Below are 24,063 nucleotides of genomic sequence, written 5' to 3'. Positions count from 1 at the left end.
TTCTTTCATTCGTCCAGGCGTACGGGCGGCCTGCGTAAGATGACCGCATGGGTCACGGAGCCGCCACCACCGCGCAGGACGCAGCCGAGCGCGTGCGCCTGGACGCGGAGAACGTCGCCAAGGTCGCCACGACGCTCCAGGCCCTGTCCACGCCCTCCCGGCTGCTGATCCTCGCGCGGCTGCGCGAAGGGCCGCTGCCCGCCACCGAGTTGGCGGCGGAGGTCGGCATGGAGCAGTCGGCCTGCTCCCACCAGCTGCGACTGCTGCGGAATCTGGGGCTCGTCGTCGGTGAGCGGCGCGGCCGGTCGGTGGTCTACGCGCTGCACGACCACCACGTGGCCGAACTCCTCGACCAGGCGGTCTACCACGTGGAGCACCTGCGGCTGGGCATCAGCGACGCGGCCCGGTGAGGCGGCGCGGGCCGGTGAGCAGCCGGCCCATGGTCTCGGCGGCGCGTACGGCGGCGTCGGCGCAGCAGTTGTTGAACAGCACGTGCAACTCGTCCGCACGGGCGGCGGCCCGCCGCAGCCGGGGCACCCAGGCGGCGAGTTCCGGGGCGCGGTAGTCGTGCCGGAAGCGGTCCTCCTTGCCACCGCGTCCCCAGGAGCGGCTGCGTCCGTGGAAACGGACCACGGCGAGGGCGGGCCGGGTGACCGGCGCGATCGGCGGCAGGGCCCCGGGGACGTCCTGGGCCATGTCCGTGCCGACGGCCGAGGCGCCGAGCGCGGCCAGCAACGCGTGGGTGGCGTCCGCCCGTTCCGGCTCCCACCAGCCCGGATGCCGGAACTCCACGGCCAGCGGCCAGCCCTCGGTGCGCCGGGCGCACGCCTCCAGCTCCGCCTCGGCCGGCGCGCCGGGTGCGAACCACGGCGGGAACTGGAACAGGACGGTGCCGAGCCGCCCGGCCTCGCGCAGCGGCTCCACCGCCTCGGCGAACCTCCCCCACACCTCGTCCAGCAGGGCCTCGCTCGCCCTGCCGCGCCCGGACCCGGAGGGAACGGCCCCGCGCAGATCGGCGGGCAGGGCCTCCCGGCGCGTGGGGTGGCCGGTCAGCAGTGAGAACGCCTTGACGTCGAAGCGGAAACCCGGCGGTGTGCGCTCCACCCACAGCTCGCTGTTGCGCCGGCTCGGCAACGCGTAGTACCCGGCGTCGACTTCGACGACGGGCAGCCGCGAGGCGTAGTGCCGCAGCCGCCCCTCGGCGTCCCGTCGTCCCCGCGGATACCAGCCGCTCGCCACGAGCTGACGGTCCGTCCAGGAACACGCTCCGACCAGTACGTCACCCATGGGAGCCCGGGTTGCCCCGGACTCCCGGTTCATCCCCGGCTATTCGGTCGCCGTGGGCCGCCGTGACGCGGCCGTCGCCTCCTTCACGTCCGTCAGCGGGCGCAGCCGGTAGGTGTACGCGTAGTCCCGGTCGGCGAAGAGCTTGAACTCGTCGTGGGTGTGGGCGCCCCAGCTGTTGTCGCCGCCGACGCCCATCTGGCGGTGGTTCAGCCGCAGGACGACGGCGTCCCTGGGGGTGAGCTGGTAGTCGTGCCGCGCCCCGGCCGACAGGTCCTCCGGGGTGAAGTGGGAGGCGTTCACCTCCAGCAGGGGCTCGCCCGTGACGAGCAGGCCGGTCCCCCGGCCGTCGGTGAGGGCGGCCCAGCGGACGTCGGTCTTGTTGCCGTTCTCCTGGGGGCGGATGTAGGGCGTCCACTGCTCGGCGACGGTCCCGGAGTACAGGCCCACGTCCGTGCCGGTGTTGCGGTCCCAGTGGTTCTCCTCGGGGCCGCGCCCGTAGTAGTGCAGGCGGTCCAGGCCGCGCGGCAGGAACAGCATCGTCCCGACCTCGGGGATGTACGGCAGGGAGGCCGCTCCCGGGTGCAGGGTGTTGTCGACCTTGATCTCGCCGTTGCCGAACACCGTGCAGGTGGTGGTGTACGACGACTCGACCGTGGTCGGCAGCGTGCCGCTGACCTTGATCTCGACGGCGCGGTCGCCCAGGGCCCGCACGGCGACGTCCGTCACCCTGCGGCGGGCACCCGCGTCGCGCCAGGTCCGGTTGCGGGTGTGCTGGCCGTTGCCGTGGTCGTTGTCGGTGGGCGCCCGCCAGAAGTTGGGCACCGGACCGGAGGTGATCAGCTTCCTGCCCCGCACCTCGTACGAGGTGATGGTGCCGCTGCGCTTGTCGACGGTGACCGAGAAGTCCCGGCCCTCGACCGTGACCTCGCCCTCGCCGTCCCGGTGGCGCAGGGCCGGGACCCGGGACAGGGGCACGGGGGTCACGGCGGGCGCGTCCGAGTCGAGGGCGAGCTGCTGCCCGGCGACCTCGAAGCCCGCCTTCGCCCAGGGGGTGGCCTCCTTGGTGGTGAAGGAGAGCTGGAGGAAGTACTCCGTGCCGGGCTCCGGGCGTTCCGGCAGCCGTACCGGCACGGTGATGTCCTTCCGGGACAGCGGCTCCACGTCGAGCTGTTCCCGGGTGAGCCGGCCGCGCCGTACGGACCTGCCGTCGGCGACGAGTTCCCAGTGGCCGTCGAACTCGCGGAGGTTGGTGAACAGGTACTCGTTGACGAGGGTGACGGCGCCCGCGCCGCCGGACCGGCGCTCGGCGCCCACCGCCTGGTAGACGCGCTTGACCTCGGCGGCCTTGCCGGTGTGGCCGCGGTCGGCGAGGACGATGCCGTCGGCCACGAAGTTGCCGTCGTTGGGGTTGTCGCCCCAGTCGCCGCCGTACGCGAAGAAGGTCTTCTCCCCGGGCCGCCGCCGGTCGGCCCGGGCGGTCGCCGCGTCGAACCAGAACCGCACGCCGTCGTCGCCGGGACCCCGGTCCTCCCGGGCCAGTTCGGCGGCGCCGAGCGCACGGGCGTAGACACGGGCGCGGCGGACCGTGCCGCTGAACTCGCGCACCTGGTTGTCGGCGTCGGTGGCGAGGGACAGCGGGGCCGTGTTGCTCGTGGGCCGCCGGTCCGTGGTCCGGGTCGCCCGCACCACGCCGTCGACGTGGAGGGTGAGGGTGCCGGCGTCGGCGTCGAAGACGCCCGCGACGTGGTGCTCGCGGCCGGTCCAGTCCTGGGGCACGGTCCAGGTGGCGGTGATCCACTGGCCGCCGGAGTGGATGAAGAACTCCAGGGTGCGGTTGTTCTGCTTCAGGGCGTACTGGGTGTCGCCCTTGGCGATGATCGGCTGGTGGTACCCGGTCACGTGCGGGGTGACCCAGGCCTCCAGCGTCAGCGAGCCGGTGAGGTCGAGGCGGTCGTCGCGGGAGAAGACGGTGCCGCCGGACAGGCCCTTGCCGCGTTCGAAGGTGCCGGAGGCGGCGAGGATCTCCCCGCGCAGCCCGGCGGGGCCCTCCTCGGTCAGCAGGATGCGCGGCGGGACGGGCCAGGTCAGCGACTGGTCGACGAAGTCCCAGATCCAGCCGCCCTGGAGCACGTCGTGGCGGCGGACGAGGTCCCAGTACTTCTTGAGGTTGCCGTTGGAGTTCCCCATCGCGTGGGCGTACTCGATCATGACGTACGGCCGGGTGTCGGCGGTGTCCTTCGCCCGCTGCTCGACGCGCTGCGGGGTGTCGTACATCTCGGAGCGGATGTCGCTGATGCCGGGCCGGTCGTCGCCCTCGTACTGGATGACGCGGGTGGGGTCGTAGGAGCGGATCCAGTCGTGCATGGCGGTGAAGGTGCTGCCGCCGCCGGCCTCGTTGCCCAGCGACCAGATGACGACCGAGGCGTGGTTCTTGTCGCGGTGCACCATGTTCTGGGCGCGCGCCACGCAGGCGGCGGTCCACTCGGGGTGGTCGCCGGGGTACTCGCCGCGGATGCCGTGGGTCTCGAGGTTGGTCTCGTCGACGAGGTAGAGGCCGTACTCGTCGGCGAGTTCGTACCACAGCGGGTTGTTCGGGTAGTGCGAGGTGCGGACGCTGTTCATGTTCATCCGCTTGATGATCCCGATGTCCTCGGCCATGTCCTCGCGGGTGAGGGCGGTGCCGCGGTCCGGGTGCATCTCGTGGCGGTTGGTGCCGCGGAAGGAGACGGGCCTGCCGTTGATCCGCATCAGCCCGTCCTCGAGCGCGAACTCGCGGAAGCCCACCCGGTGGGACAGGGTCTCCGTCACTTTGCCGGACGGGTCCCGCAGCCGCAGTACGGCCGTGTAGAGGTTCGGGTGCTCCGCCGACCACAGCCTGGGCTTCGGCACGGCCTTCGCCGCCCGTACGGTGACGTCCTCGCCGGCGCGGACGGTGCCGATGTCGGCGGACTGCTCCAGCGGCCGGGACCAGACGGCGTGGCCGCGCGCGTCGTAGAGCTGGGTCTCGACCGTGTACCGTCCGGCGCCGCCGTCGCCGTACGCCCGGACGCTCGCGGTGACCGCGAGTTCCGCTGCGGTGTACGTGTCGTCCAGCGGGGTCTCCAGCTTGAAGTCGCGCAGGCGCACGGCCGGGGTGGAGTAGAGGTAGACCGAGCGGAAGATGCCGCTCAGCCGGATCATGTCCTGGTCCTCCAGCCAGTCGCCGTCGGAGTAGCGGTAGACCTCCACGGCGATCTGGTTGGTGCCCGGCCTGAGGCGGTCGGTGATGTCGTACTCGGAGGGCGTGTAGGAGTCCTCGTCGTAGCCGACGAGTTCGCCGTTGATCCACACGTAGTGCGCGGACTTGACGCCCTCGAAGTGGAGGAAGGTGCGGCGGCCCCGCCAGTCGCGCGGGACGGTGAAGGTGCGCCGGTACTGGCCGACCGGGTTGTAGCGGGTGGGGGCGGCGGGCGGCCGCGGTTCCTCGCCGAGGCCGTTGGCGCCCCAGTACGGGTAGGTGATGTTGAGGTAGACCGGGGCGTCGTGGCCGTGGAGCTGCCAGACGGACGGGACCGGGATGGTGTCCCAGTCGCTGTCGTCCACGTCGGTGCGGTGGAAGTCGGCGTCCCGGTCGTCGGGGCGGTCGGCGTGGGCGAACTTCCAGGTTCCGTCCAGGCTCATCCGGTACGGCGAGCGGGTGCGGTCGCCGGCGAGGGCCGCTCTCACGTCCGCGTACGGCATGAGCGTGGTGTGCGGCGGTTCGGTGCCGACCCGGAAGACGCCGAAGTCGTTCCACTCCGGAGGCTCGTCGGCCGCCGCCGGGCGGGCGGGCACGTGCGCCGCCGCGGGCGACGCGGAGAGGGCGAGGGCGCCGAGGACGGCGGCACCGCCCTCCAGGAGGCGGCGGCGGCTGACGAGCGGGCGGGGACGGGGGGCCGGGAGTCCGGCGGGTGACACGGGCGAGTGAGGCATGACCGTGGCCTTCCGTGGGCTTCGGGGGCGGCTCAACGCACGGTGCTGGCAGAGCAGTCGGCAGGGAGAAGGATCACAACTGCCGGTGACGCGACGACTGCTGAGTCAGGCACACCCTAGGACCCGAACACAAACGAATCAATTACCCCGTCGGACTTTGTGGGTTCCTGAGGAACCCGTGCGCGCTCAGGCCGGCTGCACGCCCGGCACGCCCGCCTCGATCACGAACGACTTGTCGGTGCGGACCGGGGCGCCGGGCCGGGTGACGTAGTCGACCACGCGGTAGTCGGCCGCATACCGCTCCCTGGTCACGGTGCAGCGGACGTAGCCGCGGCGGCTGCTGTAGTACTTGGTGTGCGGGTTCTCGTCCCAGTACACCCGGCCGGGGTCGTGGGTGGCCGACCCGTCGCCGCCCGAGGTGACCGACGTGGTGACGAACTCGCTGCCCAGCAGGCGGGTCTCGGGGCGCTCGAAGTCGCGGCGCAGGTCGTTGGTCCAGTTGTTGTGCACGTCGCCGGTGAGCACCACGAAGTTCTCGATGCGGCGCTCCTCGACATAGCCGAGCACCCGGTCGCGGGAGACGCGGTAGCCGTCCCAGCCGTCGTTGTAGCCCCCGTCGTCCGGCCCGGCGATCGCGTCCCAGTTGGCGAAGTAGATCTGCTGCGGGACCACGTTCCAGGCGGAGCGGGAGCGCGACAGACTGCGCTCCAGCCAGGCGTGCTGCTCGTCGCCGAGGATGGTGGCGCCGGGGTTCCACTGCTCGGGGCCGGAGACCTGCCACTTGTCGCCGTAGGGCTGGTCGGTGCGGTACTGGCGGGTGTCCAGCACGCTGAAGGTGGCCGTCGCCCCGTATTCCAGGCGCCGGTACAGGGGCAGCGCCGTGTCCACCGGCTTGCGGAAGCGGCGAAGCGGCATGTGCTCCCAGTACGCCTGGTACGCGGCCCTGCGGCGGGCGGCGAAGCGGGCGGTGGTGTCGTTGCCCTGGCCGGGGTCGCGGTTCTCGGGGGTGAGGCCCGCGTAGTTGTTGTCGGTCTCGTGGTCGTCCCAGGTGACGACGAACGGCGCGGTCGCGTGCAGCAGCCGCAGGTCCGGGTCGGTCTTGTACTGGGCGTGGCGCTGCCGGTACTCGTCCAGGGTGTTCATCTCGTCGCCGGCGTGGGTGCGGACCTTGCCGTTGACCCCGGCCGCGTACTCGTACAGGTAGTCCCCCAGGTGGAAGACCACGTCCGGACGCTCCTCCGCCATGTGCCGGTACGCCGTGAAGTACCCCTGCTCCCAGTTGGCGCAGGAGGCGAAGGCGAACTCGACGGCGGGCGCGGTGCCCGGCGCCGGGGCGGTGCGGGTGCGGCCCACCGGGGAGAGGGCGTCGCCCGCCCGGAACCGGTAGTAGTACTCGTGGTGCGGGCTCAGGCCCCGCGCGTCCGCGTGGACCGTGTGCGCCTCCTCGGGCCGGGCGAGTTCGACACCGCGCCGGACGACCTTCCGGAACCGCGCGTCGAGGGCGACCTCCCAGTGCACGGGGACGGGACGGCGGGGCATGCCGCCGCCGGGTTCGAGGGGCTCGGGGGCGAGGCGGGTCCACAGCACCACGGCGTCGGGCAGCGGGTCGCCGGACGCGACGCCGAGCCGGAACGGGTCGGCCGGGACGCGTACCGGGGCGGCGGCGACGGGCGCGGCGCCGGTGCCGAGCAGCACCGCACCGGTGCCGGCGGCGCCCGCGAGCCCGAGGAAGCCTCGTCTGCGCAGGGCGCCGTGGGAGGTGCCGGAGCGGTCCGTGCTGATGCGCGGCGGGGTCATCGAACCTCCAGGAGACGGATGGCCGGACGACACCCAGGCAACGGGGGCCGGATGAACCCCCGCCGCTCGGCCCGTGGACCGCGCTTGACCGTTACATGTCGAGCTGGGCGGGTCGCAGGCCGTCCCACTGGACGGTCCGGTCGCACCAGCGGTCGAGAAGCGTGCGGTCGTGACCGACGGCCAGCAGCCCGGCGCCGGTCGCGGCCCTGTACTCCTCTACCACGGCGACGAGCGCGGCGGTGGTGGACGCGTCGAGCATCGCGGTCATCTCGTCGCAGACCAGCCAGCGCGGGCGCAGGACGAGGGCGCGGGCGAGGCAGGCCCGCTGCAACTGGCCGTCGCTGACCTCGTGGGGGCGCCGCCCGAGCAGATCCGCGGTCAGGCCCACGGTGGCGGACAGTTCGGCGACCCGCCCGGGGACCTCCTCGCGGCGGCCGGTGGCGCGCAGCGGCTCGGCGATCAGGTCGGCGAGCCGCATCCGGGGATCTGCGGAGAGCCGGGCCTGCTGGAAGACGACGCCGAAGGCGGTGCGCTGCGCACGGGGTGCCCGGTGGCGCCAGCGGCGCACCGGTTCGCCGTCGAGCAGCAGGGTGCCGGAGTCGGGGCGGTGCAGCAGGGCCGCGACGCGGGCGAGGGTGGACTTGCCGCAGCCGCTGGGGCCGAGCAGCCCGACGGCCTCCCCCGGCCGGATCGTCAGGGAGACGTCGCGGACGACGGGTGCCTGGCCGGCGTATCCGGCGGTCACGGCGCGCAGTTCAAGCACGGTCGGCGGCCTCCGTCAGGGCGGCGTGCGGGTGGTGGCAGGCGACGGTCGCGGTGAGCGCCGGGAGGGTGGCGCAGACGTCGGTCGCCCGGTCGCAGCGGGCGGCGAAGGCGCAGCCGCCGGGGAGGTCGCCGAGTTCGGGCGGCAGCCCGGGTATCGGGGTGAAGGACCGGTCGGGCAGCGCTTCGAGCAGGCCCCGGCTGTAGGGGTGGCGGGGGCCGGGGGTGCCGAAGAAGGCGGCGGCGTCGGCGAGTTCGACGATGCGGCCGGCGTACATGACGGCGATCCGGTCGGCGATGCGTTCGGCCGCCGTGAGGTCGTGCGTGATCATCAGCAGCGCCCGGTCGCCGTCCTCCCCGTGGTCGACATGCCGCCGCAGCTCGTCGACGGTGCGGTCCACCAGGTCGCGGTCGAGTCCGGTGGTCGGCTCGTCGGCGAGCAGCAGCGGGGCCTCGCCGACGAGGGCTAGGGCGGTGGCGGCGCGCTGGGCGAGACCGCCGGAGAGTTCGTGCGGGTGGTGGTCGAGGTGACCTGCGGGGAAGGCGGCGCGTTCGGCGGCGGCCTCGGCGGCGGCGCGCAGCGCCGCGCGGCCCCGGACCGGCGTGAGCTGGGCGACCGTCTCCTCCAGTTGCGAGCGGACGGTGCGCACCGGGGTGAGGTGCGCGGCGGGGCTCTGCGGGACGAGGCCGATCAGCCGGCCCCGCACGGTGCGGGCGAGGGTCCGTTCGTCGGCGGCGAGCAGGTCGAGGTCGCCGAGCAGCGCGCTGCCTGCGGTCTGCGCGTTGCCCGGGAGCAGGCCGAGGAGCGCCGAGGCGAGCACGGACTTGCCGCAGCCGCTCTCGCCGATCAGCGCGAGGCACTCGCCGGGCGCCACGTCGAAGTCCGCGTCGGTGACGGCGGCGACGCGCCGCCCGCCCGGCATGAGGAAGCGCACCGACAGTCCGCGTACCGACAGGACGGGGGCTCGGTCGCTCACAGCATCAGCTCCGATCGGCGCCGGGGGTTGATCCGCTCCCGCCAGGCTCCGGCGAGGCCGGCCACGGCGAGGGTGGGGACGATGAGGAACAGGCCGGGGAAGAGGGTCGGCCACCACTGTCCGGCGAGCAGCGAACCCCGGGCGCCCTGGATGAGGTTGCCGAGGCTGGCGGTGTGGGTGGGCAGCCCGAGCCCGAGGAAGGACAGCGCCGACTCGTGCCACATGGCGTGCGGCACCATCAGCACGGCGGCCAGCGCGGCCTGCGGCAGCACGCCGGGCAGCAGGTGCCGTACGGCCACCCGCCATCGGGAGGCGCCGCCGGAGACCGCCGCGTCGATGTGCGGGCGCGAGCGCAGGGACAGCACCTCGGCGCGGACGATGCGCGCGGTCGACAGCCAGTGGGTGAGCGCGACCGAGACCACGACCGGCCACACGCCCGGCCGGAACATGGCGACGACGAAGATGCCGAGCAGCAGGTGCGGCACGGAGGAGAGCGCGTCGACCACGCGCATGACGAGCCGGTCGGCCCAGCCTCCCAGCGCCCCGGCGGCGGCTCCCACGGCGGTGCCGACGACGGTCGCCGTCAGCGCCGCGGCCACCCCGACCAGCAGGGAGACGCGCAGTCCGTACACGCAGCGCAGCAGCAGGTCGCGGCCCACGTCGTCGGTACCGAAGGGGTGCTCCCGGCTCGGCGGCCGCAGTTTGGCGGCCAGGTCGACGGCCTGCTGGTCGAGCTGGACCAGCGGCGGCACCAGCAGCACGGCGAGGACGGTCACGGTGAGGATCGCGGCCGAGGTGCGCAGGCGCAGGGTCCGGGTGGAGCGGCGGGCGGTGCCGTGGGAGCGCCACACGGCGGGGGGCCGCTCCGTCTTGTGGGTGGCGGTGTCAGCCATGGAGGTCACATCTCATCGAGCTTCACCCTCGGGTCGAACAGTCCGTAGAGCAGGTCCGCGAGCAGGTTTCCGGCGAGGACGGCGGCGGTGGCGAGCGTGGTCAGGGCCGCCAGCAGCGGGAAGTCGACGGCGGTGGCCGCCTCGACGGTGGCCGCGGCGATGCCGGGCCAGCTGAAGACGGTCTCCACCAGCAGGGCTCCGGTGATGAGTTCGGGCACGCGCGAGCCGATCAGGGTGAGCACCGGCAGCAGTCCGGAGCGCAGCGCGTGGCCGAGCAGGACGGTCCTCTCGCCGATGCCGCGGGCACGGGCGCCGCGCACCGGGTCCTCGGCCAGCGCGTCGCCGACGCCCTGGCGCACGTAGAGGGTGAACCAGGGCAGTTGGGAGACGGCCAGCACGCCCGCGGGCAGCACGAGGTGGCTCGTGACCTGTCCCGCCGTGACCCGTTCGCTGGCGGTGTCGGTGAGACCGCCGGCCGGCAGGACGTCCCACTGGAGGGCGAACAGCCAGACGGCGAGGAGCGCGATCCAGAAGACCGGCGCCGCCTCCAGGCAGTAGGCGAGCGAGGTGACGGCCCGGTCGAGCGGGGAACCGGGGCGGCGGGCGGCGAGCACGCCGAGCAGCGTGCCCGCCAGGACGGCGGCGGTGAACGCGACGGCGCACAGCAGCGCGGACCAGCCGAGGCGTTCACCGATGACCTCGGCCACCGGCTGCCGCATCACGGAGGAGTCGCCGAAGTCACCCGTGACCGCGGAGGTCAGCCAGTGCCACCAGCGCGCGACGAAGGACTGGTCGACGCCGAGGTTGTCCCGCAGCCGGTCCAGGGTCTCCTGGTCGGCGCCGAGGGCGGCCGTGCCGGCGTACGCCTTGACGGGGTCGAAGGGGGAGGCGGCGGCGACCGCGAAGACACCGAAGGTGACGACGAGGACGACGGGGACGGCGAACAGGGCCCGGCGTCCCGCAAGTCGTGCCATCGCTCCCCAGGGCACGGGGCTCATGCGGCGGTCACTTCTTCGGCCGCCAGTCCTCGATGTTCCACCACGGGCCGCTGGCGAAGCCGTGCTCGTGCGGCTCGAGCTGGGTGGTCAGTCCGTCCCAGCGGTCGGCGAGCACGTAGAGGTGGTCGATGTGGGTGAGGAAGGTGTAGCCGGGGTCGGTGACGAGCGCCCGCTGGATCTGCGCGTAGGCGGCGCCGCGCGCCTTGGCGTCCTGGCTGCGGCGGCCGGTGTCGAGGGCCTTGTCCACCGCCGGGTTGTCGTATCCGGCCATGTTGTTGAAGCCGTCGCCCGCGAGGGAGGAGTGGAGCAGGGTGTAGAGACCGAAGTCCGGGTCGCCGACGCTGCCGAGGCCGGCGAGGACGGCGCTGGTCGCCATCCGCGGTTCGATGACCTCCCAGGTGGCGCTCTCCACCTCGACGTCGATGCCGGCCTTCTTGGCGTCGGAGGCGTAGGCGAGCGCGTGGTCCTGGCGCACCTTGTCGCCGGAGGGGTAGTACAGGGTGAAGGCGGCGCGCTGTCCGCCCTTGGCGCGGATGCCGCCGGAGCCGGTCTTCCAGCCGGCCTCGTCCAGGATCCGCCGGGCCTCGGCGAGGTCGTGGGGGCGCTCGATGTCGCGCGCGTACCAGGGGTCGTCCACGGGCAGCGGCCCGTAGGCCGGCCGGCCCGCGCCGTCCAGGATCTTGTCGACCATGGCCCGGCGGTCCACGGCGGCGTCGAGGGCCTGCCGGATCGCGCGGTCGCCGGTGACCTTGTGGGCGGTGGGCAGGGTGACGGCGCGGAAGTCGTAGGACTTCGCCTCGTAGGTGCGCTTGGCCTTGTCGTTCTCGAAGGTGGCGGCGAGGTTGGGCGGCAGCACGGCGCCGTCGAGGTCGCCGGAGCGCAGCCGGGTGGCGCGTACGTCGTCGTCGGCGATGATCGCCATGGTGAAGGACTTCACCGCGGGCTCGCCGCCCCAGTAATGGGGGTTGGCCTTGAAGGTGAGCTTCTCGCCCTTGCGCCAGTCGGTGAGCACGTACGGGCCGGTGCCGACGGGCCTGGTGTTGAACTCGCCGGTGTTCGGGTCCTGCCCGCCCGCGACGTGCTCGGGGACGATGGGCAGCACCGTGCGCGCGGCGAAGGGCGCGTAAGGGTACTTGAGGGTGAAGACGACGGTGTCGTCGCCGTCGGCCCGGACGTCCTTGACGGCGTCCAGTTCGCTGCGCGCGGTGTTGTTGGTCCGGGCGTCCAGGACGGTGCGGTAGGTGTAGACCACGTCGTCGGCCGTGAGGGGCTCGCCGTCGCTGAACTTCACGCCGTCGCGCAGTCGGAAGGTGTACGTCCGTCCGCCGTCGCCGACCTCGGGCAGGGCGCCGGCCAGGGCGGGCTTCAGCTTCAGGTCGGCGTCGCGGGCGAGCAGCCCGTCGAAGATCTTGGAGTTGCCGTCCTTGCCGTAGCCGAGGAGCGGGCTGAGGGTGTCCGGTTCGGAGGCCACCGCGATCACGACGGAGTCGGCCGCCCCGGCGTCGTCGCCCGTTCCGCCGCCCGGTGCGGAACAGGCGGTGACGCCTGCGGTGAACGCGGCCACCGCGGCGGCACTTCGTATCCGACGGGTCGTCATCTCTCCCCCACGCTTGTTGTCGATGCACGGTTATTGCACATCATTCGCAAGAGAAGCGTCAAGCCAGGTGGGGAGGCACCCTCGGGGAGACGGCGTCGTGCGGGTCCGGGACGCTCAGCGGATCTGTGCGGCGAACGCCTCGTACGCCCGGTCGTCGAACAGGACGAACCTCACCTCTTCGACGGCGGTCGGCCTGGCGCGTACGGCCTCCACCGCGATGCGGGCCGCGTCGTCCACGGGCCAGCGGTAGACACCGGTGGAGACGGCCGGGAACGCCACCGTGCGGGCGCCGAGTTCGTCGGCGACCCGCAGGGACTCGCGGTAGCAGGAGGCGAGGAGGCCGGAACGGTCCTCGGTGGCCGACCAGACCGGGCCCACCGTGTGGATCACCCAGCGCGCGTCCAGGTCGCCCGCGGTGGTGGCGACCGCCCGGCCGGTGGGCAGGCCCTTGCCGTGGTGTCCCGCGCGCAGTTCGCGGCAGGCCGCCAGGATCGCGGGGCCGCCGCGCCGGTGGATGGCGCCGTCGACGCCGCCTCCTCCGAGCAGGGAGGAGTTGGCGGCGTTGACGATCGCGTCGGCGCTCTCGCGGGTGATGTCTCCCTTGACCAGGGTGAGGGTGGTCATGTCTGCCTCAGTCTCCGCCAGACGGCCTTGGCCGCGTTGTGTCCGGACATGCCGTGCACGCCGGGGCCCGGCGGGGTGGCCGACGAGCAGATGAAGACGGCCGGGTGCGGGGTGGCGTACGGGAACAGGGACAGCTTGGGGCGCAGCAGGAGCTGGAGCCCGGAGACCGCGCCGGAGGCGATGTCGCCGCCGACGTAGTTCGCGTTGCGGGCGGCGATCTCGGGCGGTCCGGCGGTCGCGCGGGCGAGCACGCGGTCGCGGAACCCGGGGGCGAACCGCTCCAGTTGGCGTTCGACGGCGTCGGTGAGGTCGCCGGTCCACCCGTTGGGGACGTGCCCGTACGCCCAGAACACCTGCTTGCCGGCCGGGGCGCGGGTGGGGTCGGCGACACCGGGCTGCACGGTGATGAGGAAGGGCCGGTCGGGCGCGCGGTCCGTGCGGGAGGCGGCGTGCAGGGCGGCGCCGATCTCCGCGCTGTCGGCGCCGATCTGCACGGTGCCGGCGGTGCGCGGCTCCTCGGCCGTCCACGGGACCGGACCGTCCAGCGCGTAGTCGATCTTGAAGACGCCGGGGCCGTAGCGGTAGCGCTCGTAGTGGTTGCCGAGGCCGGCGATGCGGGCCAGGGCGGTGGGCGAGGTGTCGAAGACGTACGCGCGCGCCGGCGGCAGGTCGTCGAGGCGCTTGACCTCGTAGTCGGTGTGGATCGTGCCGCCGAGGTCGGCGAGGTGGGCGGCGAGGGCGTCGGAGATGGCCTGGGAGCCGCCGCGGGCCACGGGCCAGCCGCGGGCGTGGGCGGCGAGGGCGAAGACCAGGCCGACGGCGCCGGTCGCGAAGCCGCCGAGGGGGGCCATGACGTGCGCGACGAGGCCCGCGAAGAGCGTCCTCGCCTTCTCGTCGGCGAAGCGGCGCATCAGCCACGTCGACGGGGGCAGCCCGACCAGGCCGAACCGGGCGAGCGTGACCGGGTCGCGGGGCAGGGCGGTGGCCGGCAGGGACATGAAGTCGCGGGCCAGCGTGTCCCAGCGGTGCAGGAAGGGCTCGACCAGTCTGCGGTAGGCGCCCGCGTCGCGCGGCCCGAAGGAGGCGGCGGTCTCCCCGACGGAGCGGGACAGCACGGCGGCCGAACCGTCGGGGAACGGATGCGCCATGGGCAGGGCGGGGTGCAGCCACCGCAGGCCGTACCGCTCCAGGGGCAGGGCGCGGAACGCGGGTGAGTTGACGGCGAGCGGGTGCGCGGCCGAGCACGGGTCGTGCCGGAAGCCGGGGAGGGTCAGCTCCTCGGTGCGGGCACCGCCGCCGACGGTGTCCCGGGCTTCGAAGAGGGCGACCGAGAATCCGCGGCGGGCCAGCTCGACGGCAGCCGTCAGTCCGTTCGGCCCCGCACCCACCACGACCGCATCGAGCATCGACGGCACCTTCGGACTCCTTCGTCAGCCGATGGCCACTCGGGATCAGGATAGGCCGGGGCACCGACGGCGCCGCTGCTCGGGGGCGGGTCCGGGACGGGGGGCGGCCGAGCGCCCGCGGGTCAGGCGGCCTCTCCCGCGAGCAGTGCCGCGATCCGCCTGGCCGTGGCCGCGTCGCGGGCCGCGGTGAACGGGAGGTCGTTGTCACCCGTGATCCGGAAGGGCTCCCCCGAGCGGGTCAGATGGGCGCCGCCCGCCTCCTCCACCAGCAGGATGCCCGCCGCGTGGTCCCAGGCCGCCTCCCAGGAGAAGGCGGTGGCGTCGAGGTCGCCGCGCGCCACGGCCAGGTACTCGAGGCCCGCCGAGCCGCAGGGACGGGGCGCCACCCCCGGGGTGCGCAGGGTGAGCAGGGAGCGCTTCTGCTCGTCGGTCGTGTAGTCGGGATGGGAGGTGGCGACCCGCAGGTCGCGCCCGGGCTCGGGCGGCCCGGCGTACAGCCGCCCGCCGTCCAGGAAGGCGCCCCGGCCCCGTATCGCCGTGGCGCATTCGTCGCGGGCGGGCGCGTAGGTCCAGGAGGCCCGCAGGACTCCGTGGTGGGCGAGGGCGACCAGGGTGCAGAAGCCCGGGTCGCCGTGCACGAACTGCCGTGTGCCGTCGACGGGATCGACGATCCACACCGGCGCCTCGCCGCGTATCGCCTCGTACGACGCCGGGTTGGCGTGCACCGCCTCCTCGCCGACGACCACCGAGCCGGGCAGCAGGGCCACCAGGGCCTCGGTGAGGAACTGCTCGGCCTTGCGGTCGGCGTCCGTCACCAGGTCGTGCGGGCCGGACTTCTGGTCGACCTCGTGTGCCGCGAGCCGGCGCCAGCGCGGCATGATCTCCTGGGCGGCCGCCTTGCGCACGGCCTCTTCCACCTCGTCGGCACGCCGGGTCAGAAACTCGTCGATGGTTTCGCTGTCCTCGATCATTACTCCATGAGAACACGTGGCACTGACACACCCCGCCCGGGTGGTGGACCTCCGGTGGAATCCGCGTGAACAGGCGGTTCCGCGCTCAGCGCCCCACCGCGTACCCCTGCATTCCGCGCGGGTTCGCCGCCGCGGACAGCACCCCCGTCTCCGGGTCCCGGGCGACGGCGCACAGCCGCCCCTCCGACCAGGGACCGCCCACGGTGACGTCGTGCCCGCGGCGCCGCAGCTCCTGGACGGTCGCCGCGGGCATCCGCGACTCCACGGTGACGCTGCCCGCCCTCATGCCGCGCGGGAAGAACGAGCCGGGGAAGCCGTCGTTGTGCCAGTTGGGGGCGTCGATCGCGCCCTGCAGGTCGAGCCCGCCGCGCACGCGCGGGCGCAGCGCGACCGCCAGGAAGAAGTGCAGTTGCCACTGGTCCTGCTGATCGCCGCCGGGCGTGCCGAACGCCATGACGGGCGCGCCGTCGCGCAGGGCGAGGGAGGGGGTCAGGGTGGTGCGCGGGCGGCGGCCCGGGGTGAGCGAGTTCGGCAGGCCCTCCTCCAGCCAGGTCATCTGCAGCCGGGTGCCGAGCGGGAAGCCCAGTTCGGGCACCACGGGGTTGGACTGGAGCCAGCCTCCGCTGGGCGTGGCCGAGACCATGTTGCCCCAGCGGTCCACGACGTCCAGGTGGCAGGTGTCGCCGCGGGTGGTGCCGTCGGCGCCGACGTCCGGCTCGCCGGGCACCGGGGAGGACGGGCTCTTGGCGACGGTCGGCTCACCGACGCCGAGGGCGTCGAGGCCCTCTCCCTCGACGGCCGCCACGCGCGCGTGGGCGCTGAGCCGTGGGGTGCGCCCGCCCGGGGCACCGGGGCGCAGGTCGAAGGACGCCTTCTCCCCCACGAGCGCGCGCCGCGCCTCGTTGTAGCCGGGTGACAGCAGGTCGTCGAGCGGCACGCCGTCCGGGCCTGCGGCGTCCCCGTACCAGGCCTCCCGGTCGGCCATGGCCAGCTTGCAGCCCTCGATCAGCAGGTGGACGTAGTCGCCGGAGCCGTGGCGGGGCAGTTCGGGCGGGAGCAGCGCCAGTTGCTGGAGCAGCACGGGGCCCTGGCTCCAGGGACCGGCCTTGCACACGGTCCAGCCGTTCCAGTCGTACGTCGCCGGGGCCTCGTAGGCGGCGGACCAGCCGGCGAGGTCGGCGGCGGTGAGGGCGCCGGTGTGGCGCCGGCCGCTGGTGTCCATGGTGGGCCGTCCGGCCTGGCGTACCAGCGCCTCGGCGACGAAGCCGGTGCGCCAGACCTCGCGGGCCGCGTCGATCTCCGCCTCCCGGCCGCCCGCTCCGGCCGCCTCGGCGAGCAGCCGTCTCCAGGTGGCGGCGAGGGCGGGGTTGCGGAAGGGCTCACCGGGGCGGGGCGGGCGTCCGCCGGGCAGGTAGACCTCGGCCGAGGAGGTCCACTCGGTCTCGAACAGCTCCCGGACGGTCTCGACGGTCTGTGTGACGCGCTCCACGGGAGGGTGCCCGTGCTCGGCGTAGCCGACGGCGTACTTCAGCACGTCGGCCAGGGGCTTGGTGCCGTGGTCGCGCAGCAGGAGCATCCAGGCGTCGAAGGCGCCGGGCACCGCGGCGGCGAGCGGTCCGGTGCCGGGGACGAGTGCGAGGCCGAGACCCCGGTAGTGCGCGACGTCGGCGCCGGCCGGTGCGACGCCCTGCCCGCAGAGCACGCGCACCTCGCCGCCCGCCGGGGCGAGCAGGATCGGCACCTCTCCGGCGGGCCCGTTGAGGTGCGGCTCGACGACGTGCAGCACGAACGCGCCGGCCACGGCGGCGTCGAAGGCGTTGCCCCCGTCCTCCAGCACCGCCATCGCCGACTGCGAGGCGAGCCAGTGGGTGGAGGACACCATCCCGAAGGTGCCCTGCAGGGTGGGTCGAGCGGTGAACTGCATCTGTCACCTCGATGTCCGCGGGTCTGTGCCGACCGCATGCTCGCACGGGCGGCCGACCGTGCGGGCGGCGAACGGCGGCCCCGGGCCGCACGCACCAGCGACGGCACACCCGCGGTGCGCGGCGATACCACCGGTGCGCCTTGGGAACACAGGCGAGAGCGGGACTGTTGCCTGTGATGTCTAGGCATTGGAGGGCGGATCAGTGCACGGTGAGTACAAGGTTCCCGGCGGCAAGCTCGTCGTCGTGGACGTGGAGGCCGAGGGCGGTGCGCTGCGGCACGTGCGCGTGGCCGGCGACTTCTTCCTGGAGCCCGACGAGGCGCTGGACGCCGTGAACCGCGCGCTGGAGGGCGCCCCGGCCGACACCGACGCGGCGGGTCTGGCGGCGCGGATCGACGCGGCCCTGCCCGAGGGCACCGTGATGTACGGGCTGACCTCGGAGGGCGTCGCGATCGCCGTGCGCCGCGCCCTCGCGCACGCCACGGACTGGACGGACTACGACTGGCAGCTCATCCACGAAGGCCCGCAGTCCCCCGCACTGCACATGGCCCTGGACGAGGTGCTGACGGCCGAGGTCGCCGCGGGCCGGCGGCCGCCGACGCTGCGCGTGTGGGAGTGGGGCGCCCCCGCGGTGATCATCGGCAGTTTCCAGTCCCTGCGCAACGAGGTGGACGCCGCCGCCGCCGAGCGCCACGGCGTCGAGGTGGTGCGGCGGATCTCCGGCGGCGGCGCCATGTTCGTCGAGCCCGGCAACACCATCACCTACTCGCTGTCGGTGCCGGAGGCGCTGGTGCAGGGCCTGTCCTTCCAGGACAGCTACGCCTACCTCGACGACTGGGTGCTCGGCGCCCTCGGGGACATGGGCATCCGCGCCTGGTACCAGCCGCTGAACGACATCGCCACCGACCAGGGCAAGATCGCGGGCGCCGCCCAGAAGCGGATCGTGGGACACGGCGGCGGCTCCGGCGCGGTGCTGCACCACGTGACCATGTCGTACGACATCGACGCCGACAAGATGCTCGAGGTGCTGCGCATCGGACGCGAGAAGCTCAGCGACAAGGGCATCAAGAGCGCGAAGAAGCGGGTGGACCCGCTGCGCCGCCAGACCGGACTGGCCCGCGAGGCCGTGATCGACCGCATGATCACGTCCTTCGACGCCCGCTACGGTCTCACCCGCGGCAAGGTCACCGACGACGAACTGGACCGCGCGCGGGAACTGGCCCGCACGAAGTTCTCCGCGCCGCGGTGGACGGCCCGGGTGCCGTGACCGTCCGCGGCGGCCCGGCCGGCGAGGCTCAGGAACCCCCGCCCGGCCGGGCCGCCCGCGTCACACGAGGGCTTCCTCGTCTCCGCTTGCCGCCAGCACCGCGCGCTCGCTCGCCTCCACCTCGTACCGCGCGTCCGGGTCGCCCCCGCGGGCGCGCACCGCGCCGCGGACCAGGGCGAGGTAGAAGAGGGCGGGCGCGCAGGGCGTCCACACCTCCTCCGGCTGGTCGCGCACGAAGCGCAGGACCGTCTCCGGGTCCGCGTCCACGAAGGCGTGGCCGTCGTGCTCCCACTTGTCCTCCACGCCCCGGCTCCAGCGCACCCGCAGGTCCTCTTCGGACAGGTCGGTGAGCACCGCCCGGAAGAACGCGGCCCACTGGTTGTTGCGCACGTCGAGCCCGAAGCCGAGCAGTTCGAGGTCGACCTCGTCCGATTCCAGGACGGCCAGCTCCTCCCGCAGCGCCCGGCGGGCGGCGGCGTGCAGGCTGACCCGCCCGTCGGGCGAGAGGTCGTGGTTGCGGGCCAGTCCCTCGTTGGCGGAGGAGTTCCACTTGGCCTTGTTCGGACCCGCGACCCGGGCGCTGCGCCGGGAGAACAGCATCTTGCGGTCCTTGCCGGTCTCGACCGCGACGTTGACGCCGAAACTGCAGAACATGAACGGCGGCACGTCGAGGAGGTCCTTGCCCTCCAGGTACTGCTGACGCAGGGTCAGGCCGTTCTTCTGCCGCCGGTCGAGGTTGATCGACGTGGCGAGGAAGTCGTAGTAGTCGGCGTCGCACAGCGTGAGGGTGGCGACCGGGTCCTCGCTCGTGTGGGTGCGGGAGACGACCAGCCGCCGCACGGCGAACCGCGGATTGTTCCAGCGGTGCGGTTCCCCCGCGGCTTCCTTGCGGTTCTCCTCCGCCTCGATCTCGCGCCGCCACTCGCCCACCTCCTCGGGCAGTTCGACCCGCTCGGGCACGTACTTCACCCGCATGTTCCCCTCGCTGACGGGACGGGTCCCGTCACCTTCGAAGACATGGCAGTCGGTCTGCCGCCCGACCACGGTGAACCGGTCCCTGAGGGTCATCAACCCGCCCTTTCCGAGGTTGTGTTGAGCAATCCGGTGACATGCGTCACGGGGATCGATCAGTATAGGGGCGGGAGGGACGACAGGGGTGTCTGCCGACTTCGAGATCAGACGGGACGAGCTCCGGTCGACCGGGCTGGCCGGCACGGTGGCCATCGCCGAGTACGGCGAGCGCGGCGGACTGCGCGACCGCAAGCACGTCCTGCGGGCCCGCGCCCGCTTCGCGGAACTGTGCGACCGGCTCGGCTTCGGCCGGGTGGAGAACCTGGAGGGCGACGGCACGCTGGAGAGCGTGGACGAAGGCCTGAGGCGGTTCGTCTCCGCCGACGCCGAGCGGAAGATCCTGTACTGGACCGGCCACGGCCATGCCACGGAGCACGACGCCTACGTACTGGCCTGCCGCGGCAGTTACGAACCCGGCCGGCCGCATCCGGTCGCCGCCCGGGCCATGCCGTTCACCCGTCTCCTGGACCGCCTGTCGGGCGTGCGGAACTCCGAGCTGCTCGTGATCGTGGACGCCTGCGAGTCGCAGCACGCCCTGAACGGGACCCGTTGGCTCCACGAGGCGCTGCGGCGCCACCGCGACGCCGGGGACACGACCGACGGGTTCGTGGTCCTGGCCACCGCGGGCGCCGACCGCCCGGTGGAGGAGAGCCTGTGGGTGGACTGGCTCCAGGAGACCCTCGCCGACCGGGACCTCGAACTGGACGGCACGGTCCGCCCGTTCGAGCCGACGGCCCCGTTCCTGCTGGTGCCGGACCTGCTGGAGGCCCTGGACCGGCGCGCTCTCGCGGCCGGTTACGAGGACGCCGCGCTGCGCCCCGCGTTCGCCGAGGTCCGCTCCCTGAGCCGCAGGTTCCTGCACAACCCGCACTACGACTCCACCGACGCCGTCTACCGCCCCGCCGTCCTGCCCCCCGAGCAGGAACCGTGGGTCACCCCCGACCGGTTCGGTCCGGTCAACGACGCCCTGCGGCCTCAGCACTTCTCCGGCCGGGTCCGCCCCCTCGGCCGGCTCGTGACCTGGACCGCCACGCAGAGCCGGGGAATGCTGGTCGTCACCGGCCCGGCCGGGACCGGCAAGACCGCGCTGCTGGCCCGGCTCGCGCTGCTGTCCGTACGCCGTCGGCAGCAGGCCCTGGATCCCCCTCCGCCGCCGCAGACCGTGCCCCGGCCCGGCTCGGTCCACGGCGCGGTCTCCTGCCACGGGGCGTCCCTGCACTCGCTGGCCCGCTCCCTGCTCCAGGCCCTGGTGCCGCTGGGCGCCGAGGTCCCCGACGGGACGGTGGTCACCGCTCAGGAGGCCGTGGACCGCATCGGCTCCCTGGTACCGCGCGTCGGTGGTGTCACGCTGCTGGTGGACGGGCTGGACGAGGCCATGCCCGGCCAGGCCCACGAGATCGCCCGCCGGCTGCTCAACCCCCTGTCCCGGCGCCCCGGCGTCAAGCTGATCGTCGGCACGCGCGCCCACCCGCGCCGGACGGTCGACGGCGGCTCGCGCGAATCGCTGCTCGACGCGCTGGACCGGTCGTCCCCGGTCCTGGACCTCGAGCACGACCGCGACACCGAGCGGGACATCGCCGCGCTGGTGGCCTCGCTGCTCGCCGACACCCCCGGCTCCCCGTACGCGGGACCGGAGAACGAGACGCTCCGGGAGGAGGCCGCCGCCCTGGTGGCCCGGCGCTCGGGCCGCAGGTTCCTCGTCGCCCACCTGGTCGCCCGCGCACTCGCCCGGCGTCCCGAGCCGCTCGACGCGGAGGCGCTCGGCCTGTTCGTCCGGCGCGGCGGCAGCGAGCTGCGCGAGCGCATGACGGACGAGCTGAACGCCCTGGACCCCGGCGACAGCGGCCGTTTCGCCGAACTGCTGCTGCCCCTCGCCGTGGTCCAGGGCCCCGGCCTCGCCGACCTCGACCTGTGGCTCCTGCTGGCCAACAGGCTGCGCCGCAGGCGCTCTCCCGAGATCACGCGCCGGATGCTGGACACGATGCTCCGCGGGCTCAAGGGCGTACTGATCACCACCGAACGCCGGCCGGGCCTGCCCCCGCTGCACCGTCTCGACCACGCCAGTTACGGCGCCGCCCTGCTGGAGCGCGCCCGGCTGGGCGAGGGAGCCGCGCACCGCCGGGTCTTCGAGGCTCTGCACCGGCCCGGCGGCGACTGGGAACGGGCGCACGAGTACACGAGGACGTACCTGGGCGCGCACGCCGCACAGGTCCCGGTGGGCCCCGACGACCCGCCGGACGAGCAGCACCCCCTGGAGCAGTTGTTCCTGGACCCGGAATTCCTGGTCCACACGGAACCGGACGTGATGCTGCCGCTGACCGGGCAGCCGGCCGGCGCCTGCGACGGGGCGGCCCTGTACCGGCGGGTCGGCGCCGCCTTCCGGGTCCACACGTCGGCGCGCGAGCGCCGGGCGCTGCTCTGCGCCGAGGCGTTCGCCGGTCACCCCGGCGTCCACGAGATGCTCGACCGCCTGCCGGGCTTCGCCGATCGCGTGTGGCGGGAGGTGTGGACCGACGCGCCTCCGCAGCCGGTCGAGGTGAGACTGCCCGCCCCGCCCGGCGGCGCCCTGGCCCTGGAGTGGAGCCGGACCGGGGGCGGGAGGATCTCGATCGCCGGCCGCGGCGAGATCGTCACCCGGCACGCGGAGACGGGCGCCTACGTCCACACCCGGCGGGCCCTCGACGGGCCGGAGCGGGACGACGCGGTCTTCACCGAGGTCCGCGAGGCGACCCGGCGGGGCGAACGCGTCACCGTCTCGCACGACGGCAGGTCGCTGCACCTGTGGTGGGGCGAGGAGCGACGGCCGCTGCGGACGTACGGCTGGGGCGGCCGCATCGGTGATCTGGACGCCGCGCCCTGCGGCGACGGCGTCCAGATCGTGGCGGCGGACGGCCGGCGCGTATGGGCGTGGCGCTGGCCCGTGGCGTCCGGGGTGGCGCCCGGCGAACGGGACGTGCACCACGACGTGCTGCCGGTGCCGACCGACCGGGTGGCGCTGCTGAGCCTGCGCCACCGCTGCTTCCTGCTCACCGCCGCCGGTTCGCTGGTCCTGCACGAACTGCACGGCAAGCTCTACGGTGACCGGCCCCTGGTGCGGGGCGACTGGGAGTTCCACAGCGTGCCGGACGCGCGCTACGCCGCCGTCGCGGCTCTCGCCGAGGACGCCGACCACGGGTACGTCGCGGTGGCCGAAGCGGGCGCCGAGGAGGACGCCGTCGTCGTGTGGCGGGTCTCCGCGGAGGGGTACGGGCCCCCGGACGTCGTCCCCGTGCTGCGGGTGGCCTCCCCGGCGCGGGAGATCGCGCTCGGCGGACACGGTGGCACGCCGCTGCTCGCGCTGCACGAGGGTTCCCGGGTACGGGTGCGCGGCGTCGTCGGCGACACGGTCGACGCGGTGCTGCGGCTGGCGGCCCCGCGCGGCGGCCTGATGTTCGACCCCGGTGGCAGCGGCCGGCTGGCCGTCGGGGACGGTGACGAGGTCAGGGTGGTCGACACCGTCGCGCTGACCGGGGCCGGCTCCGCGGCCCGGCCCGGCGGCGGTGAGTCGTGGGCGCGGATCGCCGTGGCCGAGGCACCCGCGGGAACGTGCGCGCTGGTGCGGGCGGCCGGCGAGCGGGTGCTGGTCGGCCTGCACAGCCCCGTGGGCGGGCGGACCGGCTCCGGCGTCGGCTTCTCCTGCGGACGACGGGTCACGTCGGTGGCCGCGCTGTGGCACGACGGCGAGTGGATCGTGGCCGCCGCGGCGGGGCGCCGGGTCCGGGTGTGGCGGCTGCGGGAGGACCTCGCGGAACACCGCGAGGACGACCCGGTCGACCTCGGCGGCGACGTCAACGAGGTGGTTCCCGCGCTCGCGCTGGTGGACGGGCCGAAGGACGGGTGCCTGCTGTTCGTCCCCGACGACCGGCGGGTGGTCCCGTACCGCCGCACGGGCACCTCGTGGACGGCGCAGGCCGCGATCGAGGCCGCGCAGGTGAAGGTGTGCGACGTGGCGGCGCACACGGTGGCCGGGCGGACCTGGGTCGTCGCCGACTGCGGGGACACGCTCGCGCTGTGGCAGAGCACCGGGAACGGGTTCCGCCGCGTGGGGCAGCGCGCCGCCGCACCCGACCAGCGGGTGGGCATCGCCCTGACGGCCCGGTACGACGACGGCTGGGTGCCGCTCGTCGCCTGGCGGGAGGCGGGCGCCGCGCACCTGGCCGAGTACGACGAGGGCGAGTGGTGGGCCCGCCGGCTCTCCGGGGAACACGGCCCGCCGGCCGCGCTCGTCTTCGCCGGCACCACCCGGCAGCCGCTGCTGCTGGCCTTCGGCGGGGCGGTGACCCTCGCCGTGCGGGACGTCGTCCAGGACACCTGGCTCGAGGAGCTGACCGTCCCGTGCCGCGGTGCGGAGGTGCACTCGGCGAACGCGGTGCGGGGTGCGCAGGGTCTGACGCTGTTCGTGCAGGGCCGCGACCGCTGCGACCAGGTGAGGATTCCCCAGGACCGGCTCACGGTCGCCCGGCGGCCCGTCTGACCTGGGGCGGGAAGAGGGCAGGCGG

16 protein-coding genes are annotated in these 24,063 nt (G+C 74.0%); 3 read left to right on the top strand and 13 right to left on the bottom strand.

Annotation, left to right across the window (positions count from 1 at the left end; genetic code table 11):
- Positions 1-47: 47 nt before the first annotated feature.
- Positions 48-410: a metalloregulator ArsR/SmtB family transcription factor gene (locus tag ACH499_RS08490; protein ID WP_356202015.1), complete on the top strand. Its 363-nt coding sequence runs from the start codon at positions 48-50 to the stop codon at positions 408-410.
- Here the strand turns inward: ACH499_RS08490 and ACH499_RS08485 are convergent.
- The 12 genes from ACH499_RS08485 to ACH499_RS08430 form a co-directional block, all read right to left on the bottom strand.
- Positions 391-1,287, bottom strand: a complete 897-nt coding sequence (locus tag ACH499_RS08485) for a DUF72 domain-containing protein (protein WP_399014375.1) — start codon at positions 1,285-1,287, stop codon at positions 391-393. The two genes, ACH499_RS08490 and ACH499_RS08485, sit on opposite strands and share 20 nt — an antisense overlap.
- Before the next feature lie 39 nt (positions 1,288-1,326).
- Positions 1,327-5,238, bottom strand: coding sequence for a glycoside hydrolase family 2 TIM barrel-domain containing protein (locus tag ACH499_RS08480; RefSeq protein ID WP_399014374.1), 3,912 nt, complete (start codon positions 5,236-5,238; stop codon positions 1,327-1,329).
- Positions 5,239-5,424: 186 nt separating this feature from the next.
- The gene (locus tag ACH499_RS08475; protein ID WP_399014373.1) at positions 5,425-7,035 is read right to left on the bottom strand and encodes an alkaline phosphatase D family protein; all 1,611 of its coding nucleotides are present in this window, start codon (positions 7,033-7,035) and stop codon (positions 5,425-5,427) included.
- Positions 7,036-7,126: 91 nt separating this feature from the next.
- On the bottom strand, positions 7,127-7,798 hold the full coding sequence (locus ACH499_RS08470) for an ABC transporter ATP-binding protein (protein ID WP_399014372.1): 672 nt from the start codon (positions 7,796-7,798) through the stop codon (positions 7,127-7,129).
- Entirely contained in the window at positions 7,791-8,774 is a 984-nt protein-coding gene (locus ACH499_RS08465; protein ID WP_356202021.1) for an ABC transporter ATP-binding protein, read from the bottom strand. The genes ACH499_RS08470 and ACH499_RS08465 overlap by 8 nt, the downstream gene beginning before the upstream one ends.
- On the bottom strand, positions 8,771-9,667 hold the full coding sequence (locus ACH499_RS08460) for an ABC transporter permease (protein WP_356202022.1): 897 nt from the start codon (positions 9,665-9,667) through the stop codon (positions 8,771-8,773). The genes ACH499_RS08465 and ACH499_RS08460 overlap by 4 nt, the downstream gene beginning before the upstream one ends.
- 5 nt (positions 9,668-9,672) lie before the next feature.
- The gene (locus ACH499_RS08455) at positions 9,673-10,641 is read right to left on the bottom strand and encodes an ABC transporter permease (RefSeq protein WP_399014732.1); all 969 of its coding nucleotides are present in this window, start codon (positions 10,639-10,641) and stop codon (positions 9,673-9,675) included.
- Between the two features lie 31 nt (positions 10,642-10,672).
- Positions 10,673-12,262, bottom strand: coding sequence for an ABC transporter substrate-binding protein (locus tag ACH499_RS08450; RefSeq protein ID WP_399014370.1), 1,590 nt, complete (start codon positions 12,260-12,262; stop codon positions 10,673-10,675).
- 114 nt (positions 12,263-12,376) lie between these two features.
- Positions 12,377-12,886, bottom strand: coding sequence for an O-acetyl-ADP-ribose deacetylase (locus ACH499_RS08445; RefSeq protein ID WP_399014369.1), 510 nt, complete (start codon positions 12,884-12,886; stop codon positions 12,377-12,379).
- Positions 12,883-14,292: an NAD(P)/FAD-dependent oxidoreductase gene (locus ACH499_RS08440; protein WP_356202031.1), complete on the bottom strand. Its 1,410-nt coding sequence runs from the start codon at positions 14,290-14,292 to the stop codon at positions 12,883-12,885. The genes ACH499_RS08445 and ACH499_RS08440 overlap by 4 nt, the downstream gene beginning before the upstream one ends.
- 122 nt (positions 14,293-14,414) lie before the next feature.
- Positions 14,415-15,263, bottom strand: a complete 849-nt coding sequence (locus ACH499_RS08435) for an inositol monophosphatase family protein (RefSeq protein ID WP_399014368.1) — start codon at positions 15,261-15,263, stop codon at positions 14,415-14,417.
- A gap of 85 nt (positions 15,264-15,348) precedes the next feature.
- Positions 15,349-17,187: a gamma-glutamyltransferase family protein gene (locus ACH499_RS08430; RefSeq protein WP_399014367.1), complete on the bottom strand. Its 1,839-nt coding sequence runs from the start codon at positions 17,185-17,187 to the stop codon at positions 15,349-15,351.
- A 202-nt stretch (positions 17,188-17,389) separates the two neighbouring features.
- On the opposite strand from ACH499_RS08430, the gene ACH499_RS08425 reads away from it, so the two are divergent.
- Positions 17,390-18,454 (top strand): biotin/lipoate A/B protein ligase family protein, encoded by a 1,065-nt coding sequence (locus ACH499_RS08425; RefSeq protein WP_356202037.1) that lies wholly within the window; start codon positions 17,390-17,392, stop codon positions 18,452-18,454.
- A 60-nt stretch (positions 18,455-18,514) separates the two neighbouring features.
- On the opposite strand, the gene ACH499_RS08420 is transcribed toward ACH499_RS08425, so the two are convergent.
- Positions 18,515-19,522, bottom strand: coding sequence for a translation initiation factor 2 (locus ACH499_RS08420; protein ID WP_399014366.1), 1,008 nt, complete (start codon positions 19,520-19,522; stop codon positions 18,515-18,517).
- An 88-nt stretch (positions 19,523-19,610) separates the two neighbouring features.
- On the opposite strand from ACH499_RS08420, the gene ACH499_RS08415 reads away from it, so the two are divergent.
- Entirely contained in the window at positions 19,611-24,038 is a 4,428-nt protein-coding gene (locus tag ACH499_RS08415) for an AAA family ATPase (RefSeq protein ID WP_399014364.1), read from the top strand.
- Positions 24,039-24,063: the final 25 nt, after the last annotated feature.

This window comes from Streptomyces sp. NPDC018947 (assembly GCF_044390505.1).
Lineage (GTDB): Bacteria > Actinomycetota > Actinomycetes > Streptomycetales > Streptomycetaceae > Streptomyces.
The sequence above is the reverse complement of the archived record's forward strand: the minus strand, read 5'-3'. Positions and strand labels throughout refer to the sequence as shown.

What these genes read in the sequence shown, in the direction of transcription:
- ACH499_RS08455 (WP_399014732.1), bottom strand. Translation starts at nt 10,641, where the DNA reads ATGGCACGACTTGCGGGACGCCGGGCCCTGTTCGCCGTCCCCGTCGTC.
- ACH499_RS08480 (WP_399014374.1), bottom strand. Translation starts at nt 5,238, where the DNA reads ATGCCTCACTCGCCCGTGTCACCCGCCGGACTCCCGGCCCCCCGTCCC.
- ACH499_RS08450 (WP_399014370.1), bottom strand. Translation starts at nt 12,262, where the DNA reads ATGACGACCCGTCGGATACGAAGTGCCGCCGCGGTGGCCGCGTTCACC.
- ACH499_RS08440 (WP_356202031.1), bottom strand. Translation starts at nt 14,292, where the DNA reads ATGCTCGATGCGGTCGTGGTGGGTGCGGGGCCGAACGGACTGACGGCT.
- ACH499_RS08490 (WP_356202015.1), top strand. Translation starts at nt 48, where the DNA reads ATGGGTCACGGAGCCGCCACCACCGCGCAGGACGCAGCCGAGCGCGTG.
- ACH499_RS08420 (WP_399014366.1), bottom strand. Translation starts at nt 19,522, where the DNA reads ATGACCCTCAGGGACCGGTTCACCGTGGTCGGGCGGCAGACCGACTGC.
- ACH499_RS08445 (WP_399014369.1), bottom strand. Translation starts at nt 12,886, where the DNA reads ATGACCACCCTCACCCTGGTCAAGGGAGACATCACCCGCGAGAGCGCC.
- ACH499_RS08430 (WP_399014367.1), bottom strand. Translation starts at nt 17,187, where the DNA reads ATGCAGTTCACCGCTCGACCCACCCTGCAGGGCACCTTCGGGATGGTG.
- ACH499_RS08435 (WP_399014368.1), bottom strand. Translation starts at nt 15,263, where the DNA reads ATGATCGAGGACAGCGAAACCATCGACGAGTTTCTGACCCGGCGTGCC.
- ACH499_RS08460 (WP_356202022.1), bottom strand. Translation starts at nt 9,667, where the DNA reads ATGGCTGACACCGCCACCCACAAGACGGAGCGGCCCCCCGCCGTGTGG.
- ACH499_RS08475 (WP_399014373.1), bottom strand. Translation starts at nt 7,035, where the DNA reads ATGACCCCGCCGCGCATCAGCACGGACCGCTCCGGCACCTCCCACGGC.
- ACH499_RS08485 (WP_399014375.1), bottom strand. Translation starts at nt 1,287, where the DNA reads ATGGGTGACGTACTGGTCGGAGCGTGTTCCTGGACGGACCGTCAGCTC.